This is a genomic window from Sorangiineae bacterium MSr11367 (assembly GCA_037157805.1).
Lineage (GTDB): Bacteria > Myxococcota_A > Polyangia > Polyangiales > Polyangiaceae > Pendulispora > Pendulispora rubella.
On the sequence record CP089983.1, the window covers coordinates 12,518,978 to 12,536,866 of the forward strand.

Here is a 17,889-nt window from a genome sequence, read left to right on the forward strand (position 1 = left end):
ACCTCACTCCAGTTGCGTGAGAAAATCCTTGATGATGCGCGCATGCTCCTGCGGCGCTTCGAGGTGGGCGAGGTGCCCGATGTTCGGCAGGACGACCAGGCGCTGGCTCGGAACCTCGACCTGCGGGACGCCGGCTTTCTGCCGGTGTGACCTTTCAACGAAGATTTGGATGCTCGGAAGCTTACCTTCCAGCTCGTGACGGCGCTTCGACCAATTCGCGATATAAAACGGAACCGCACGGGCGAAGATCCTGGTCTGTTCCTCGTCCGATTGGGCCCTGTCTTCGTCGTCGAATGCCGATTTGGCATCGGCAAACCACGGTTCGTTTCGGGACCACTCCATGTTCGCGACAACGTCCTTCTGGCGTTCCGGTCCGCTCATGGGCGCCGTGTCGTAAAGAATGAGCGCGCGCACGTGATCGGGATACGTGAGGGCATACGTCAACGCGACGAAACCTCCGTACGAGTGTCCCAGCAGCGTAATCTTCTGGATTCCCAAGTGTGCCCGCAAGCCTTCGACATTGGCCGTGTCGAGTTGGCGACTGTATTGCGCCGGATCGGCGAGCCGGCCGGATGCGCCCGTCCCGATCGGTTCGATGTAAACGATCGTGGCGAACTGCTCGACCTCGGGCATTCGCAAATAGCTCCAGCCACATCCGGGTCCGCCCGAATGGGCGAGCACGACCGGACCTTGGCCATGGACGTGGTAGACAATCGGCATCCCGTCGACCATCGCCGTGTGCTGCCCAGGCCCGAGCCGGTCTTCCTCTTTTCCCATCTTCTCGGGTTCGGCCTTGGGCGCAGGCGATGGCCCGTGCGCGCACGCGGTCGCCAGGAATGCTGCCGATAGAACAACGAGGGATCGTCCAACGAGTCGGACGCCGTGCGCGACAATCGCCATGGATAGCGAGGTAGATGCGCGGCCCAGGTCCGGCAAGGGCGCATTGCATCGTCGAGCCCGCATTTCGCGGCTTCGCAGCGCAAGATCCAGATTGTGCTCGACGAGTTGACGATGTCATTGCTCAAGCGGAGTGCAATTTCGACTTCCGGATGGCGATTCATGAATTGGTCGAAAAGGGGGCCAGTCGACGGTTCCCGTTCTCGAGAGAACCCCAGGGGAGAGTCTCATAGAGCTTTGGTCCGGAGCAGAGGACTATGCTGGCTCGATTTGGCCGTATCGAATGACGGAAAAATGCTCGTCGCACGCACTGGCGGAAATTGTCCGTATCGTTCGTCATTTGGCGACAGACAATGGATTGTGTGTGCTTTTGGATATCCCTCTTGCTTTGCGGGACGAGCATCCCCAAATCAAAACTCGGCGCCCGGTCAGAATCCGAAATCGATACGAAAGCTGTCCTGAACGGAACGTATTCTGCCGACATGCGGGTTCTCGAAATGGCCGCCGAGCAGAATGGCATTTTCGGCCGCACAGAAATCGAGCAATTCCCGCCGGCTTTTCGTAGACAGCGCACGATCCCAGCACACCACGCTGCTCCACTGCCACAACGGGACCTGGACTGGGGAATGGAGCAGGTCGCCACTGAATACGCCAATTTGGTCGGTGGACCTTAGTTCGATACGGACATGTCCCGGCGAGTGCCCCGGCGCCGGCCGTAGGCGCAGGCCCGGCATCACCTCGTGATTGTCTTCGACAAGGTCCGACAATCCAGCTTCCACGATGGGGTGAATCGAATCCTCGAATACATGGCGAAGAAAGACGGGCTTGGTCGAATCCACCGCCTCCGCCTTTGCAGCCTCATACTCCGTTGCCGACATGATGTAGCGTGCATTGCGGAAGGTCGGGACCCACCGACCATTTTCGAGCATGGTATTCCATCCGACGTGGTCGACATGGAGGTGGGTACACAGCACGAAATCAACATCATCCGGACGCACGCCGACATCGGCAAGTCGTTGGAGATACTTCGTGTCGAGCATATGAAACTCAGCAAGACCCGTGCCCGGCCTCTGCTTGTGATTGCCGTTGCAGGTATCGATCAGGAAGGTCTTGCCGTGCATCTTGAACACCCAGCTGTGCACGGGCATCCGGAAATGACCGCTCTCGGGATCATAGTGCGTGGGACACAGCCAATGCTCGTGCGGACGGACCAGTTCGCGATCGAAGTCGGGAAACCAATGCTGCATCGTTTCGCCGACCAAGGTGCTGTCCAGCACCCGACACACTTCGACCGCGCCGATCTTTCCGATTACGTTCCGAAGCATTCCGACATCCTCCCGGTCGCCCGCTGTCGATCAGGATAGGTGCGGAACTTTGGCGGGGCTAGGGCCGGCGCGCTACACTACCTGTAGCACGATCTTGCCTCGATTCCCGCCGCGAAGGCCCTGCTCGTAGGCCAAGCGCGCATCGGCAAGGGGGTAGATGCCGGCCACGTTCGAGGAGAGCGCACCGCGATCGGCCAGCTCCGCGAGCGACGTGAGCCCCGCGCGATCTTGTTTCACGATGAACCATTCCAGGCGGATGTCGGGACGAGCCGCCTCGCGATCCGGCTCGGCCACCGCCACGGACACGAACGCACCGCCGGGGCGCATGCTCGCCATCGCGGCTCGCGCAACCTGAGGTCCAACGGTGTCGAGGACGAGATCCACATCCGAGAGGTGCCGCTCGACCGGCTCCGAGGCATAGTCCAGCACCGTGGTGGCCCCCAGCTGCCGAACGAAGTCCCGATCTTTCCCCGAACAGGTTGCACTCACCCGGGCGCCGGCAGCCACCGCGAGCTGGACGCCGAAGGAGCCGACCCCACCGGCCCCGCCGAGCACCAGCACATGCTGTCCGCTGCGAATGCGGCCGTGCTCGTGCAGCGCTTGCCATGCGGTGAGTGCGGACAGCGGTAAGGCGGCTGTCTGCGCGACGTCGAGTCGCTTCGGTTTGCGCGCCAAGGCATCTGCGGCCACCGTCACGTATTCGGCGGCCGCACCGTCACGGTCGAAGGCGGTGAGTCCGAAGACCTCGTCGCCGATGGCCAATCCGGATGTATCCGCGCCGAGCTCCGCCACGACGCCGCACACCTCGTGCGATGGAATGATCGGCAGGCGGCTCGTTCCATCAGGGTGCGCCCAGGTCTCCGGCCAGAGAAACTCCGTGGGGGTGATGGCCGCGGCGTGCACGCGGACGAGTGCATCCCGCGGCCCGACCACGGGTACGGGGGCGTACTCGAACACCAATGTTTCCGGCCCACCTTGCGTATGGGCTCGAATGGCTCGCATCGTGGTCATGGCGTTCCTATTTGTCCGGGGTGGTCAGCTCTTTGTCGTTGGTATCGACGATGAAGACTGCGAGGAGCTTCGCCGGCTCGGTGGTGCTCATGTTTCGCCCTTCGAGATGATGCGCCCCCGGTTGCTCGTACCAACTCTCTCCGGCGTGGAATTCGCGGGCCGGCTCGCCCTCGACTTGGCTGCGGATGGTACCCGATACGACGTAGGCATAGATGAAGGAAGAATTCGCGTGATGGTGCGGTGCGGACGTGCCGCCGGGCGCGTACGTGACCTCGACGGCGATCAGCGACTTCCCGGGGATGTTCGGGATGACGCGGTCGAAGTTGGTGGTGACGGTCTCACCCGAACTACGAGCCACGGCAGGCTCGGCACGTGGGGGCATGGTTGCACAGCCAGCTGCCGCGATGGATGCGAAAGCCACGCAGGCGCCCGCCGTGAAGGATCTGAAGCTCATCTTCGTCGTGTCTCCTTTTGCACACGAGAGATGGATATGGCTTAGGCCAAAGAAAAGTACCAAGAACGGATTATTTCTTTGTACCACGAGCCGTGCTCACGGCCCTTCCTGCAGAGGCCGATCGATCCGACAAGACGCCGCACCGCTATCGACGCGGGAAGCTATTTCTGCTGCCTACTCTCGTCAGAATTGAGCACCCACCCTGCGCCACTGACGATTTCGTACCGTGCCTGTTTCTGGCACCCGCGCACGCCCATGGATCCCGCTGAGAGTTCGGTGACCTCGAGCTGTTCCTTCGGGCACTGCATGTCGAATGCCGCCTTCGGCAATCCTTCTTGCATGAAGTGTGATTTCGACCCGTATACGCCGCATCCCGAAATCGTCAAAAGAACCGCTAGAACGACCAATACACCTTTCGACATGGACAACCTCCTTCTTGCACCCATACAGAGCCAAGTGAGGCCGCTTTGTCGCACGCGTCTGAAAACGGGCGAAGTGGGAAATTTTACTTCCGTCAAGACGTCCGTTTTTTGAACGTTCAAATCCGGCAGAGATGATGCATAGAACGCCACGCGTCGTCGAGATCGAGCATAGGGACTACTTCGCCAGGCGCGTGGTTTGATCGATGAGACCGAGCCACTTGCCATGCTCGCGCGTGTACGTCACGCTGATGCGCAGGTGGGAGTTGGCGCCGATGGACGGTGCCTTGAAATACGTGTCGTAGACGATGCTTCCGGTGCTGCAGCCCGCGACTTCGCGCGCCATTTCCGTCCATTCCCACGTATAATCCGGAATGGCGAATGTTGCCTCGGCATCGGCCATGATTTGATCGATGCCCTGGTGCACCGTTCCGCCGGCATACACTGCAATCGCGTCGGGATGGTGAACCGCGCGGAAGCCTTCGCGATCGCGGTCGCGAAAGGACTCCATGTCCTGCCGCTGCGCCGCGTCGAACTGCTCGGCGCAGCGGCGGTGCGCCAGCGCTTCTCCGTCAGCCGGAACGATTGCGACGACGCGCCATTGCATGCGTACTGCACGCGTTGAACGCTGTCTGTCGTCGATGGCTGCTTTCGAGGTCGACGCGCGTCGCGCACGGAATGAGTAGGCTCTATCGAGTAGTCGGAATGGCGATGCGGACACGCCGGCCCAGCGAGCGCGTGCACGCCCTCGTGCATTTCGAGACGATTTGAGCAACGCGATCGCTGTTCTTCGAGCGCATCGCCACTACAAAGGTTCCGTGCGCACCCTTGCCATTTTCGCCGTCCTGGCGCTCGCCGCCTGCGCGTCCACCACACCGCCGAAGACGGTGCCGACCGAGAGCTTGGCGGCCAACGCCAAAGCGGACGCGAAGCCCGCGGCTCCCCCCGTCGATGAAAACGATCCCCGCGTCGTCTTGAAGCGGCATTTCGAGGGCGAGACGCCGATGATGGCGGATCTGAGCGAGCTATGCGACGGCATCGGTGGGCGCGTCACGGGGAGCCCGGCGGCCGCGCGCGCAGTGAAATGGGCGGCCGAAAAGCTTCGCACCATCGGTGTCGACGAGGTGCGCACGGAAAGCTTCCGCATGCCGTTCCTCTGGTTGCCCGATCGAGCGGAGGCCACGGCGACGGCGCCCGAGTCGTTCGCGATTCCGACCGTCGCGTCGCCGGGGACGGCGTCGATGCCGGCGGCGGTGGAGGCCCCGTTGCTGGACGCCGGGCACGGGACGGCGGAGGATTTCGCGAAGCTCGGCGCGCGCGCAAAAGGCGCGTTCGTACTGATTCACACCGACGAGACGAAAACCTTCGAAGAGCTCTTCGCCGAGTACATGCGCTCGCCCGGGATCGTTGCCGAGGCCACAAAGGCTCGCGTCGCCGGTTTGGTCCTTCAGTCGACGCGGCCGCGCGGTCTTTTGTACGAACACCCGTTGAGCATCGGCCGCACACCCCTCGCGCTGACGTCGGTGATGATTGCACGCGAGCACGCGGAGCGCCTCGGACGGCTGGCGGGACGCTCGCAAGTTCGATTGCGCGTCAAAGTGATCAACCGCGTCGGTCCGAGCTACGAATCGCAAAATGTGATCGGGGAAGTCCGCGGTTCGGAGAAGCCCGACGAGGTCGTGCTGCTCGGCGCGCACCTCGATAGTTGGGGGCTCGGCACCGGCGCCGAGGACAATGGCATCAACTCCGCGTTGGTGCTCGATGTCGCGCGCGCCTTCCATCAGCTCGGGCTCAAGCCACGGCGCACCGTCCGCTTCGCGCTGTTCATGGGCGAAGAGCAAGGCATGAGGGGTTCGACGGGCTATGTCGAACGCCACCGGGCCGAGATGCCGAACCACACCGCCGCCCTCGTCTTCGATATCGGCTCGGGCCACACGACGGGCTTTTTCTTGAATGGGAGGGAGGAGCTCCGCGGCCCGGTGACCAAAGCGCTGTCGATCTTCCCGGAGATCGCCGCCGACGCGCACCCGGCCGACGCCCTCGACGGGACCGACAATTGGGCATTCCTGCTCAGCGGCGTGCCCAATCTCGTGGCGATGCAGGATCCTGCGCCCTATCTGCCCGATTACCACGCCCAGTCCGACGTCGTCGACCGGGTAAACGCGAAGGAAGCCAAGCGCAACGCCGCCCTCGCCGCCGCCACCATCTGGTGGCTGGCCAATACGAACGATACATTGCCCAAGCAACAGAATCGCGCCGAAGTCGATGCGCTCCTCGTCCAAACCAAGTTGGTGGACCAGATGAAGGCCTTCGACCAATGGCACGATTGGGAGCAGCGCATCATAGGGTTTCCGGCCGGGGAGAACCGCCCTTCACCGTAGCGCAATGAAATCCATGCGTCCGGGCTCTGCCCACACCTCCCGCGGCATCAAGTCACCGAAACTCGCCACGGACGCGCCTCCCGCGACCAGCACCGCGCCGTTGTTCACGTTCAACGGCGGCGATGACATCGCCTTCGGCGCGAACCGTTACGACAAGGGATTCAACCAGCGCGTCAGCACGGCCAATATGCCTGCCTCGGAAGTCACGCTCCGCGGTGACGATCTCGCCCTGAACGCCGACAAGCTCTCCAGCGCTCCCGTGAGCGTGACCTACACCAGCTCGGACCCCTCCGTCGCCACCGTCGATAGCCACAGTGTGGTGACGGGGCTCCGCGAGGGGCCGGCCGTGATCATCGCACGGGCCACGATTGGCGGTGACCGTGTCCGCTCCAACCCGTTGGCGGTGTCGGTTGCAGACCGCAAAGGATGCTACCATGAGGCTCGTCCTGCAGACTCCAGCCGCCGGAGCCGCGCGCGAGCGCGGAACGCTCGACCGGTCATCGTCAACGAAGTGTTGACGGATGATCCCCGAGCCTGAGCCGCCAGCCGTGCGATGCGAATCGCAGCACCTGGCACGTTCCGTGCGCTGTGGCGGCGCCAACATGCGAAATGCGACGTCTTACTCACTCGCCATCCTTTCCCTGTTGACCACCGTGGGCTGCAGCAGCGCCGATTCCACCGTCTCGGAGTCGGGCTCGCAAAAAGCTTCTCTCGGCGCCGCCATCGCGGAGTGCGATATCATCGAACAACTGGAGGCCCAGCCCGAGATTACGTTGGTCCAGGAGCTCACCCAAGATCCGACCAAACCCGGTTATGTCGAAGGGACACGCAAGTTTCTCGTCAAGATCCGACAGCTGGTGGACCACGAGAACTCCGGTGGACCGACCTTCGAGCAGCGTTTCTTCCTTTGGCACCGCTCGAACATGACCCCCATGGTGCTGTATTCGGGGGGATACGGACTCAATTGGGGCGACAGAGCGAGCGAAGTCACGCCGATTGTCACTGGTAACCAAATTTCGGTCGAATATCGCTATTTCGGAGAATCGCTGCCGGTGCCGACCGATTATCGCTACCTCACGCAGAAGCAATCCGCCGACGACTACCATCATCTGACCACGGTCTTGAAGCGGATCTACACCGGGAAGTGGATCTCCACCGGCCGCAGCAAGGGCGGACAGACGTCGATTCACTACCGTGCATACTATCCGGACGACGTGATCGCCACGGTGCCGATGGTGGCCGCCAACGTCCAGACCGAGCTCACGACGAATCGATTCCCGGAATGGCTGCGCGCGGTCGGTCAACGCTTTCCTGCTTGCCACCAGCGCACCACGGCCTGGTTTCGCGAGGTCTTGAAGCGCCGCGACATGATTGGCCAGCGGATGGCGGTCCATCCGCGTTATACCTACAATCAAATTTCGATTCAGCGCGCCATCGAATACTCGATCAAGAACTGGGCATACGAGATCTACATCGCCGACAACCCCGCGGTCGATTGCCCGACGTTTCCTGATTCTTCGATCTCGGACGACGAGCTCTGGAAATACGTCGACGAAATAGGGCTCACCTATGCGCATAGCGACGAGGCCATCGCCGCTTACGACATCAAGCCCTATGCCTATCAACTTTGCAGCGAATTGGGTCACTATTCCGTCGACGAGGAGCCCCTTCGCGATCTTCTACGATACCCCGGCGAGTACAGTTGGTGTGAATTCGTGCCGCCGGGTTCGAATCCCGTTTACGATCCGACGACTACGCGCCAGGCGATCCATTGGATGAAGAGCGAGGGCACGAGGATGTTCTTCGTCTATGGCGGGACCGATCCCTTCAGCGCCACCTGGGTGCGGTATCCCGGCGTCGAAGACGCGCACGTCAAATGGGCCAATGATGGTCCGGTCACTGGCCATCGAGCGGGGATTTTCGCGCTCAACGCCGCGGACCGGCAGCTCGCGGCCAATCGCTTGACCGCGTGGACCGGATCCAGCGCACCGCTCTCGGCCGACGCCTGGTCCGGCTCGCCCTTCGCGGCTTCGGACGCCCTCGAGCCGCCCATGCCCGGCGCGGTCACCCGACGCGCTCCGAGAGCGTCCATGCCGTAGACTTCCTCACGCCGTCGAGGGGCGGGTGCGCGTCGGTTCGCCGGCAGCCCGTGGGAGGACCGCCCCACCGACGAACGCGAGCCAATGACGCTTTATCTCGTCGGCGACGGGGCGATGCGGCCGTTCTGCGTGTTGTTTCGTAGGCGCAACAACGCTCGATCGAGATCGGCATCCACGCCATTCTGCCTGTCAGGATCCGGTGCGCCGGTGAAAGCCGGCATGAAGAAGTAGGTGAGATAGATGAAGAGAAAATCCCAAGTCGATCAAGTCCTACCCCGAGAGGAGTCCACCCTCGGGAAACCCAATCCTTGCGCAGCGTGGGGCGATCCGCGAGGCGAAGCGTAGGAGGGCGAGTGAACGAGCCGGGTGATCGAGCCTCGCAACGACAATGTTCGAGGGAGCCAACGCAGTCGGATCGAGCGGATGGCCATGGCAGGAGTCCGAACAAAGTGGACCTGGACTCCGAGCTCCCTCCGGGGTCAAAGAATTCGGCACGCTCATACACGCTTCATGCACGGAAACCGGGAGACCTCGAAGGGGCCCATCGCCAGTGGTGAGCGACGGGCACGGGCGGGAAGGCGAATGCCGCAATCCGCAGCAGTCCTTCGAGGAGTCGGACGCGCACATAGTACCGACCTGCAAGAAGTCGACGAACTCGCGGGTAACGCCTGAGGAGTCGATGGAGGGAAGGTGCGCGACCAACGGAAAATTCGCTTCGCGAAACGCGCCCCGGACCCAGGACCGGGCAGGCGCGCTCACGTCCCTGGAGCGGATCGGACAGCGAGCGAAAGAAAAGAAAGGGGAACGATTCACCAACCTTTTAAGCCACATCAAGGTGCCGCTTCTCGAGGAAGCCTACAACCGCCTCAAGAAAAACGTGGCACCCGGCGTCGATGGGATTACTTGGCAAAAGTACGGCGAGAAGTTGGACGTACGGCTGCACGACCTTCAGGACCGTATTCATCGCGGCAGCTATCATCCGCAACCGGTGCGGCGGGTGCACATCCCGAAAGGCGATGGTCGCACGCGTCCGCTCGGGATCCCCTCGCTGGAGGACAAGATCGTCCAGCAAGCGGCGCGGATGATCCTGGAGCCCATCTATGAACAAGAGTTTCTCGGGTTTTCGTACGGCTTTCGGCCTGGCCGATCGCAACACCGTGCCCTGGATGCTCTTGCGGCGGCGATTTATAGGAAGGTGGGTTGGGTGCTCGACGCGGACATCCGTGCGTTTTACGACACCATCGATCACGGGTGGATGCAGAAGTTTCTCGAGCATAAGATTGCGGATCGACGCATGGTGCGGCTGGTGATGAAGTGGCTGCACGCAGGCGTCATGGAGGGAGGCGAGCTGCGCGTAGTGGAGGAAGGAGCGCCACAAGGGGGCGGAATCTGCCCCTTGCTGTCGAATATCTATCTCCACTACGTGCTCGACCTGTGGGTCCAACAATGGCGAAAGCGTCACGCGCGAGGAGAAGTCTACGTCGTGCGATACGCCGACGACCAAGTGATGGGCTTTCAATACGAACAGGACGTACGAGCGATGCGAACGGCGATGGCCGAGCGTCTCGCGAAGTTTGGCCTGGAGCTTCACCCGGATAAAACCCGGGTGATTCGGTTTGGACGGTACGCTCTCAAGGACTGCAAACGCGACGGTCGCACGCGGCCCGCAACGTTTGACTTCCTTGGGTTTACACACATCTCGGGTACACGCCGAGACGGTACATTCCAGCTGTTACGCCGCACCTCTCGGAAGAAACGCGCAGCGAAGCTTTCTCGACTGCGTGAGGAAATGCGACAGCGAATGCACGATCCGCCGAAGGCTCAACATCGGTGGCTCTGCGCGGTGATTCGTGGACACATCAACTATTACGGCGTCCCAACGAATCTTCGAGCGCTCGCGTCTTTCCGGCGAAATGTCGAACACGCCTGGCAGCGCCAGTTGCAGCGACGCAGTCAGCGAGCTCGATGGACCGTCGAGAAGACGAAGCGATTCGAAACGCTCTACCCACTTCCGACACCCCGCATCGTGCACCCCTGGCCCGATCGACGTTTCGCTGGCCCGTAGACCGAAGGTGGGAGCCTCGTGCGGGAAATCCGCTCGCGGGGCTCTGTCCGGGGGGCGGCCCGAAAGGGCCGTCCCTACCGGGACCGTCCAGGTGCGACACACCGCCTGGAACACCGCCTGTGAGGCTGGGTGGAAGCTTTGCCGGCGCACGGCCTCGAACCAGCCCGGCCTCGAGGGCACGCAGGAGATGGTCCGCGTGGTCCTCCGCGGCGAGGTACGAGTCGGGCCATCGAAAGCTGCCCGATGCGACCTGCCGTCCGGCGTCTACAATTTCGTACGCGAGAATCGTCTGCGCGCTGCTCATCCACACGCTGTGGCCGAAGCCGAAGCCCGTCCCGTCGGCCGGAATGTCGAATGGGAGATTCTCGGGAATGGGGACGACCGAGAGCGCCGTTCGTATCGGCTGCGGCGCCTTCGCCGTGACCAGCACGAACGCGAGCTCACGCAGCAGATCGACACTTACCGCGCCGGTGAAGGCCGTGGGCTCTCGCGCCGCATCGGTGCGCGCGAAGTCGACATTGCCGCCTTCGACGAGCATCAACGAGCTGGCGCTGGTCGCGACATAGGCGGCGCCGGTCGTGAGATCGTAGGCCCGCACCTCGTCGGTGAAGTGATAATGACCGCGCCGTCCGCGGAGCACGAGCCACCCGCGTTCGGGACCGCGCAGGGCGATATGCGGATAGCGGTTCGTCCTCGCGGCGTGGTGCGCAGTGCACGCTGCCCACTCGGTGAACTCGGTCGGCTTCGGCTCGGAGCACGCCTCGAAGCGTGGCGTGTCGTGATGCAAGGGCCCGCGATCGTCGAAGTGATCGAACGCGTCTTCGGCCCTCATGACGTAGCTCTTCGCTCGATCGCATGCGGGCGCGCTCTTGGCGCAGATCCAGGGGGCGAGCTCGATCCGCGCATCGTCCGCGATGATCGGCCGCGGTTCGGGCGGTACTGGGAAGACGCGCAGTCCATCCCGCGTCGGGACCTCACCGATGAACTCATGCAGCGTTTCCCCGAGACCGTTGATCCACGCGTCTCGGAGACTCTCGAACGTCGTTTCGGGTGGCGGTGGACGAAAGAACCGCGCGAAGTGCGCGAGGCATGGGTGGTTCCACAAGGCACTCAAGGCCGCGAGCGAATCGATCCGGGGGATCGCTTCCTTCGTGTGCCATATCGCGGCGTCGATGTCGCCGAGTTTGGCTCGCGCGGCTTCCAATACATCGGGTTCGCAGCCGACGAGCGGGGCATCGCGGCCACGCGCCTCAGGCTTGGCGTCGTGCTCCTCGGCCGCGGATGGCAAGGGTGACACCCACGGCTTGGAGAGCGAGGTTCGCGCTGCCCCCCGCGATCCGAGACATGCGATCAGCCCCAGCGACAAAAATCCAAAAATGGGAGGCAGCTTCAAAGAAGGCATTGGCTTCGATGGATGGTCTCTTGCCGAAAAAGTTCCCGAATTCCTTGGTCCCGATCCACGCATCGGGGCGCATACTCGGCATGCGCGAATCCGGCCCACTCATCGCGCCGTCGCCGCCGGTGCGCGCTTCGATCCGATCCGGCAAAGGTCTATCTGGGTGCGCAGCTGGGCCTCGTCGGCTTCTGGCAGCTTCAGTGCCGCTTCGAAGTCCTCGATCGCGGCGTCGAATCGGCCTGCGGCCTGATTCGCGACACCTCGGTTGTAGCGCAGATCCGGATCGTCGCCCGTCAGGTCCAAGGCCTTCGTCAACTTTGCCACGGCGGCGTCGAAGTCGTTCTCCGTGTAGTCGAGCACCGCGCTATTGACCAACGCGGCGGACAGCTCGGGGGCCATGGTGAGCGCCTCGGCGAAGCTTGTCCTGGCCAAATCGTGCTCCTCGCGTTCCATGGCGATCTGGCCTCGGGTGCACAACAGGTGAGCGTTGCGCGGATCGGCCGCGAGGCCATGCCCGACATCCTCCGCGGCACGATCGAGATCCCCCGCTTCGAAAAGCAGCGCGGCCCGGTTGATCCGCGCGTCGCGGTGATCGGGCTCCAGGTCGAGCACGTACCCGAAGTCCGCAATCGCGCCATCGACATCGCCGGTGGCCGCGCGGACGTCCCCTCGGCTGTAGTAGGCCTCCAAGATCGGTGCGCTGAGCGCCATCGCCGCCTCGTAGTCGCCGACGGCGGCGGCGTCATCGCCGCGCAGTCGGGCCAAGTTGCCCCGGTCGTAACGGAACTCGGGAAAGTACGGATCGAGTGCAATCGCGTCATCGAAGTCGCGCGCGGCAGCATCGAACATTCCGAGCAGCTGATACACTTTGGCCCGATTGTGATGCAGCACGGAATGGTGCTGCCGGTAGGCGTCTTCGGGCAGCTCCTCGACGAGAAGCTCGATGGCCGATGTCACCAGCCGCAGCGCCTCGGCCGGGTTGCCGAGCCGCATCTCGATCAGGGCGAGTGCGTTGCGGAGGAACGACGTCCGGAAAGACCGCTCCCGAGCGTCCTCGACCAGGCCGGCGAATGCGAGCGCGTTTTGCGTGTACGCCTTAGCGAGCGGGAGGTTCTTCTCCGCGTGGAACACTGCGTGCAGCATGGCAATCGAATAGCTGGTGGACCGGTGCACCTCTGGCTGCGCATACGCGCCGCGCAGCTCGTTGAGAATTCGCTCCGCTTCCTTCGGATCGGTCCCGCGCAGACTCAGCGAGAGGATCGCATTGAACAAGCAGTACTCCCGCGGACGATCCGGCGTGAGCCGCGCAAGGCCCCGCCGCGCAAGATCGACCGCCGCCACGGTGAAGCCCTGACCCGCACAGTACTGCGCGGCGAACTCCAAGGCCCGCACCCCGGCGCCGGCCGGATCGCTGCCGTGTTCTCGATGGAACGGAATGGCTCCGAGCCGGTCACCGAGGTCACCGCGACGACTCAGCGCGTCCGCCGCGGCGTCGTGCAACTCGGCACGATGGCGAGGGGCCGCCCGCGACCACGCGGCCAGCTCCTCGGGATCGTCGCTGGTGCCATGGCCCTCGATGTATGCACGCAGCAGCGCGTCGTGCGAACGCGGCGACGACTCGGCCGGTGTCGCCGCCGACGGCTGCACGGTCACCGAGGTCGAGTACTTGGCCAACGCCTCGGCCAGTGCCTCGGGAAGCGGCTGCTCCTTCGTGCCGACGTGGACTTGCAAAAGGGCAGGGTCGGCCCTGCGTAGCAGGATCGCGAGGAACTCCTGATCCGTTGCGTCCGCGGCATGAGCGGCATCGAAGGCGAGCCGCAGGGCACCTTCCCCGCGTTGCCGCGCGTACGCGACGAGCAGCTCGACGACGCTATGCGCGGCCCTGCGTGCCAGCCCGGTTTGGTATCGGGTGCGTTCCTCGATGGACGCCGCCATGTGCAGCGTTTTCGGGACCTCGCCGGTGAACTCGACCAACTCCGGCGCGACGATCAGGATGGCGAAACGGTGCTCGTGCACGAGCTCGGGCCAGCGCGAATGGATGCGCGGCACCAGTTCGGAGAGCAGGCTCCCGGCGCCGGTAAACGGCCCGCGCAGCCGACGGTGACAACTGACCGAGAAATCGACCTCGGCCGAGGCCCGCCGCTCCGCCGGCGAAGCGCCGATGATCCATAGATGCCGCATGCCGTCCTCCATCCTTCGACAAGGACGCGGCACCCGGGAACTGTTCCGGGTGCCGCGTCACCTGCGAAACCTCCATCACACCGGCAGGAGGTCGTACACCGTGAAGCTGCTGATCATCGGCGCGGAACCGGTTTTGCGCGCAACGAACTTCTTCATCGTCTTCATGGATATCTCCTTGCCCAATAGGCACTTCCGAAAGCCGTCGGAACGTTACCGACTGTATCGATAGTTGCTCGTCGGCGTTCGTAGTCAAGAAGACCCTGGCGGCTGTCGGCGAGAGGTGCTCGTTACCGCCAACATTTCCAGCACGTGGACGTCGCGACGCGACAACGAAAATGACAATCCGCGCGGCCATGACCGCCGGCGGAGCGTATCTCTCACGACGTGTTCTTTGCGACGTCGAGAAAGTACGGTTGTATTTCGTCGCTGGGGACCTGCCTTAGCTGGTCGCTCGAAGTACGTCGCTGTTGGCCCAAATGCAGGACACAAGCTCTGCATGAATCCGGGTGGCCGTCTTCGAAGTGGGGACGCCTGCCACGGTATGCACGTCACACGCAGGCTCGATCGCGAGCTCATGTCGAAGCTCGGCGATCGCGGCGTGCCCGCATGCAGCGACGCGCGCGCGGTCCTCGCGACTCAGTTGCGAATCGAGCCACGCGGCGATCTTCCAACTGAGCTCCGCGTGGCCGCATTCGTCACGGGCGATCGCATGAGCGATCTCACGAATCTCGGACCGAGCCGCAGATTGCGCGCGAACGAGTGCACTCGCGGCGCCGTACGTCTCGCGCACGACCCCTTCGACGACATTCTCGATGGCCATGTCGACGAGTGTTCGTGGACAGCCTGGTGCGATGCGGGGCCAGATGACGTTTGCTCCGTAGCGCCGGGCGAGGCGGGCTGTCAGGCGCGCATGCCGAACCTCGTCCATAGCCGCATGCTTGCACGCGGCAATCAACGACGGTGGGGCCCCATGGGCTGCAAGCTCGCGCGCCATGGCGCGGAACGCAATGACACTTGCCGCCTCCAAATAGGCACACGCGGCGAAGTAGGAAGCAATGGTCGGGACCCCGTCGATTTTACCAGGTGCCACGAGTCCGCTGGGCCTACGACCTTCGATGCTGCACCCGTCATGGTATTCGCCTTCCCGGTGTGTCATTTGGCACTGAACGGCAATCGTATCCGAGTGCTCGGGACAAGATGGTGCGCCGCCGTCCGGGTAGTAAGTCAATCTGTAGTCGCGTGGCAGGTAACAGATGGATGGGAGCTCGCCACACACGCTTGCGCAGGCGTCGATATAAACTGGACTCTTTAGATAGCCTTCTTCGTAGGCCGTTTTCGCAAGCACACACGCTTGCGTGCCGGTTGCGTGCACCGTCCATTCGCGGTCGACGACTTCGTGTGGGCAATCACCCGAGCAACCTGTCTGAACGACGGCCATCGCCAATGCCATCAACTCAGCGCGAAGTACGAAGTTCATGCACTCGGGCTCGAGCACATTTCAGTCCATCATTCGGTCTTCATGAAGCGGGGCGATTCAAAGGTAGGTCGGGTGGCTTCGTGTGACCGCTCCGTCGTGGATCGCCCCCGATCCTCCGGCGACTTAGCCATGATACGCCTTGGCGCGCGGTACCATATCAGTGGAGTCCCAGCCCATCGCATCGCGCGCTCCGGAGCTGTCATTTCCGCATCGCATTCGAAGGGTGGGCAATCATTCGCCCCTTGACGAAGCAACGCGGAATCGGCCATTGGGGGCATATGCGAAAACGGTTTTCAACATCGCAGCTTATTCGGGCGCTTGGTTGGCTTTCCGCGACAGCGACGGGCGCCGTGGTGCTCGTTCCCGTGGCATCGGTGGGATGCAGCGGTGGGAGAGATGCCTCGCCCGAATCGAACCATGCAGCAGAGGGACGTGCAACCATCGCCGAGCAAGCACCGCCGCTGACGAACCGCGTGAACCTGCCCGACGCGGAACTGGCGCCCAAAGCGGTCAAGCTGCTCGGCGGAACGGGAGCGGACGTCAACTGCAACGGATGCCACTCGATTACGCGGGAATACGTGCGCTATTGGCGTGACCTCAGCAACGTCGCGCTCACCAATTGCCTTACCGATCTGCAAGTGAGCACACCGGAATCGGCCCGGGCCATGCTCACGTGCATGCGACAGGTCCCCAGCGATCCGACGTCGCCCTTCAAGGCGAAAAATCTCGGCATCTTCTCGGCAGCCGTTCCCCTTCCGTGGTTCGAATACCTCTTCAAGCAAGCCTATGGCAGCGACTGGGAGGCCGAATTCAAGAATTTCAAGGGGCGGGTCAAGATGCCAGTCGGCGAGCCCCCGCAAATGCACGCCCCCTACACGCAGGCCGAGTTCGATCTGCTCAACGAGTGGTTCACCCGCGGGCTACCGAAACTCGAAGCCGTTCTCCCCGACGATCCGCCGCCCAGCAAGTGCACCGCCGGCATTTCGCCCGACGTTGCCGCGCACGTGAATCAGATGAAGCTCGAAGGATGGGGCGCGGTCAATGCCGAAAAGGGCATGTTGATGCACGGCTGCACGGCCGGTGCCCCGGCACGTGATTGCCTCAGCAGCTATCCGCGCGCAAGCGATATGCCTTACGGCCAAGGGTGGGAATCGCTCGACGGCGCGAAGGTACGGATCCTCCGCGAAATCTCGTACCGTTCGGATTATTGGACGCGCAGCTCGCCCGACGGGCGTTTCGTTGCCCACGGCGGCGCCCAGACCGGCACGGGAAGTACGATCATCGACCTCGCGCAGAATCGCGTCATTCCAGCGGCCGCGAAATACGACCCCGGTTTCTTCCCCGACAACTCGGGCTTCGTGTTTCAAGGCACCAAGGCCTTCTTCTGTGAAGAAAGCCTTCTCACGTCTTCGCCGGAGAAGGTTACATTCACGGAGCCGCAATGCAGCGCCAATAACAACGTCAAACTGTACCAGCATGTCGGTGCGGCATTGGGCGGTGGCGATTACTGGTCCGTCGACAGCGGGTTCGTGAGCGACAACGGCGGGCACACCACCACACCATCACACGACCCTCTTGCCAACTTCACGTCGAGCTCGAAGATTCGGCTCACACCGATGATCCACACGGGCAGCGGTTTCGAGCCTGAGGCAACCATCGAGAAGCCCGTCCTCTTCGAAGGCGATACCGTTATTTCGCCATCGAGCCGTTTGCTGGTCAGCCGCCTCGCCGGCCCGCGAGGGGTGCAGCTCGGCTACGCCCTCCGCCGGCTGGTGGCCACGCGATCCGACACGGGATACACCGTCGAGATCCCCGAGATCGCACGTTACTGCTTGAAGGGCGGCAAGCCGAACTTCTCCTTCGACGAGCGTTGGATGGTCATTCATCACTACGTCGACAAGACGTCGGACCAAGATGCGATCGATCTCGGCTATCGCGGGTACTGGGATCCGGGCTACGCACCGTATGCCAATAAAGGAGTGTCGAACATTTACCTGATCGACACGCTCACCGGAAAGCGCACTCGCATCACCCGAATGCAGCCCGGGCAATATGCTCTTTTCCCGCATTTCCGTTCCGATGGCTGGATCTATTTCGCCGTGCGCAACGCTGGACAGAGTACGGAGTACGTGGCGGCCAGCGACGCGGCGCTGGTGCTGCCTTGAAGCGTGCCTTTCCACGGAG

At 62.9% G+C, this 17,889-nt stretch carries 13 protein-coding genes; 6 read left to right on the top strand and 7 right to left on the bottom strand.

Annotated features, from left to right (window positions below; translation table 11 throughout):
* Positions 1-3: 3 nt before the first annotated feature.
* From LVJ94_48715 to LVJ94_48735, 5 genes are all read right to left on the bottom strand, one after another.
* The gene (locus LVJ94_48715; protein ID WXB04766.1) at positions 4-900 is read right to left on the bottom strand and encodes an alpha/beta hydrolase; all 897 of its coding nucleotides are present in this window, start codon (positions 898-900) and stop codon (positions 4-6) included.
* A 425-nt stretch (positions 901-1,325) separates the two neighbouring features.
* Positions 1,326-2,222 carry an MBL fold metallo-hydrolase gene (locus LVJ94_48720; protein WXB04767.1) on the bottom strand — a complete coding sequence of 299 codons (897 nt, stop codon included), beginning with the start codon at positions 2,220-2,222 and terminating at the stop codon, positions 1,326-1,328.
* Positions 2,223-2,294: 72 nt separating this feature from the next.
* Entirely contained in the window at positions 2,295-3,233 is a 939-nt protein-coding gene (locus tag LVJ94_48725) for an NADP-dependent oxidoreductase (GenBank protein WXB04768.1), read from the bottom strand.
* A 7-nt stretch (positions 3,234-3,240) separates the two neighbouring features.
* The gene (locus tag LVJ94_48730) at positions 3,241-3,687 is read right to left on the bottom strand and encodes a cupin domain-containing protein (protein WXB04769.1); all 447 of its coding nucleotides are present in this window, start codon (positions 3,685-3,687) and stop codon (positions 3,241-3,243) included.
* Positions 3,688-4,284: 597 nt separating this feature from the next.
* Positions 4,285-4,713, bottom strand: a complete 429-nt coding sequence (locus LVJ94_48735; GenBank protein WXB04770.1) for a nuclear transport factor 2 family protein — start codon at positions 4,711-4,713, stop codon at positions 4,285-4,287.
* 211 nt (positions 4,714-4,924) lie between these two features.
* Between LVJ94_48735 and LVJ94_48740 the strand changes: the two genes are divergently transcribed.
* From LVJ94_48740 to LVJ94_48760, 5 genes are all read left to right on the top strand, one after another.
* Positions 4,925-6,487, top strand: a complete 1,563-nt coding sequence (locus LVJ94_48740; GenBank protein WXB04771.1) for a M28 family peptidase — start codon at positions 4,925-4,927, stop codon at positions 6,485-6,487.
* 13 nt (positions 6,488-6,500) lie between these two features.
* Positions 6,501-7,025 carry an Ig-like domain-containing protein gene (locus LVJ94_48745; protein ID WXB04772.1) on the top strand — a complete coding sequence of 175 codons (525 nt, stop codon included), beginning with the start codon at positions 6,501-6,503 and terminating at the stop codon, positions 7,023-7,025.
* Positions 7,026-7,089: 64 nt separating this feature from the next.
* Positions 7,090-8,586, top strand: coding sequence for a hypothetical protein (locus LVJ94_48750; protein WXB04773.1), 1,497 nt, complete (start codon positions 7,090-7,092; stop codon positions 8,584-8,586).
* 553 nt (positions 8,587-9,139) lie between these two features.
* Positions 9,140-10,651 (top strand): group II intron reverse transcriptase/maturase, encoded by a 1,512-nt coding sequence (ltrA, locus tag LVJ94_48755; protein ID WXB04774.1) that lies wholly within the window; start codon positions 9,140-9,142, stop codon positions 10,649-10,651.
* A gap of 313 nt (positions 10,652-10,964) precedes the next feature.
* On the top strand, positions 10,965-11,945 hold the full coding sequence (locus tag LVJ94_48760; GenBank protein WXB04775.1) for a hypothetical protein: 981 nt from the start codon (positions 10,965-10,967) through the stop codon (positions 11,943-11,945).
* A 207-nt stretch (positions 11,946-12,152) separates the two neighbouring features.
* Here the strand turns inward: LVJ94_48760 and LVJ94_48765 are convergent, their stop codons facing one another.
* Together LVJ94_48765 and LVJ94_48770 are read right to left on the bottom strand one after the other, a co-directional pair.
* Positions 12,153-14,228: a tetratricopeptide repeat protein gene (locus LVJ94_48765; protein WXB04776.1), complete on the bottom strand. Its 2,076-nt coding sequence runs from the start codon at positions 14,226-14,228 to the stop codon at positions 12,153-12,155.
* A 439-nt stretch (positions 14,229-14,667) separates the two neighbouring features.
* Positions 14,668-15,318, bottom strand: coding sequence for a ferritin-like domain-containing protein (locus LVJ94_48770; protein WXB04777.1), 651 nt, complete (start codon positions 15,316-15,318; stop codon positions 14,668-14,670).
* A gap of 737 nt (positions 15,319-16,055) precedes the next feature.
* Here LVJ94_48770 and LVJ94_48775 point away from each other — a divergent pair.
* Positions 16,056-17,870 carry a hypothetical protein gene (locus LVJ94_48775; protein ID WXB04778.1) on the top strand — a complete coding sequence of 605 codons (1,815 nt, stop codon included), beginning with the start codon at positions 16,056-16,058 and terminating at the stop codon, positions 17,868-17,870.
* Positions 17,871-17,889 lie beyond the last annotated feature (19 nt).

Coding starts and splice junctions, on each gene's coding strand:
- LVJ94_48720 (WXB04767.1), bottom strand. CDS start 2,222: ATGCTTCGGAACGTAATCGGAAAGATCGGCGCGGTCGAAGTGTGTCGG.
- LVJ94_48730 (WXB04769.1), bottom strand. CDS start 3,687: ATGAGCTTCAGATCCTTCACGGCGGGCGCCTGCGTGGCTTTCGCATCC.
- LVJ94_48765 (WXB04776.1), bottom strand. CDS start 14,228: ATGCGGCATCTATGGATCATCGGCGCTTCGCCGGCGGAGCGGCGGGCC.
- LVJ94_48745 (WXB04772.1), top strand. CDS start 6,501: ATGCGTCCGGGCTCTGCCCACACCTCCCGCGGCATCAAGTCACCGAAA.
- LVJ94_48725 (WXB04768.1), bottom strand. CDS start 3,233: ATGACCACGATGCGAGCCATTCGAGCCCATACGCAAGGTGGGCCGGAA.
- LVJ94_48735 (WXB04770.1), bottom strand. CDS start 4,713: ATGCAATGGCGCGTCGTCGCAATCGTTCCGGCTGACGGAGAAGCGCTG.
- LVJ94_48750 (WXB04773.1), top strand. CDS start 7,090: ATGCGAAATGCGACGTCTTACTCACTCGCCATCCTTTCCCTGTTGACC.
- LVJ94_48715 (WXB04766.1), bottom strand. CDS start 900: ATGGCGATTGTCGCGCACGGCGTCCGACTCGTTGGACGATCCCTCGTT.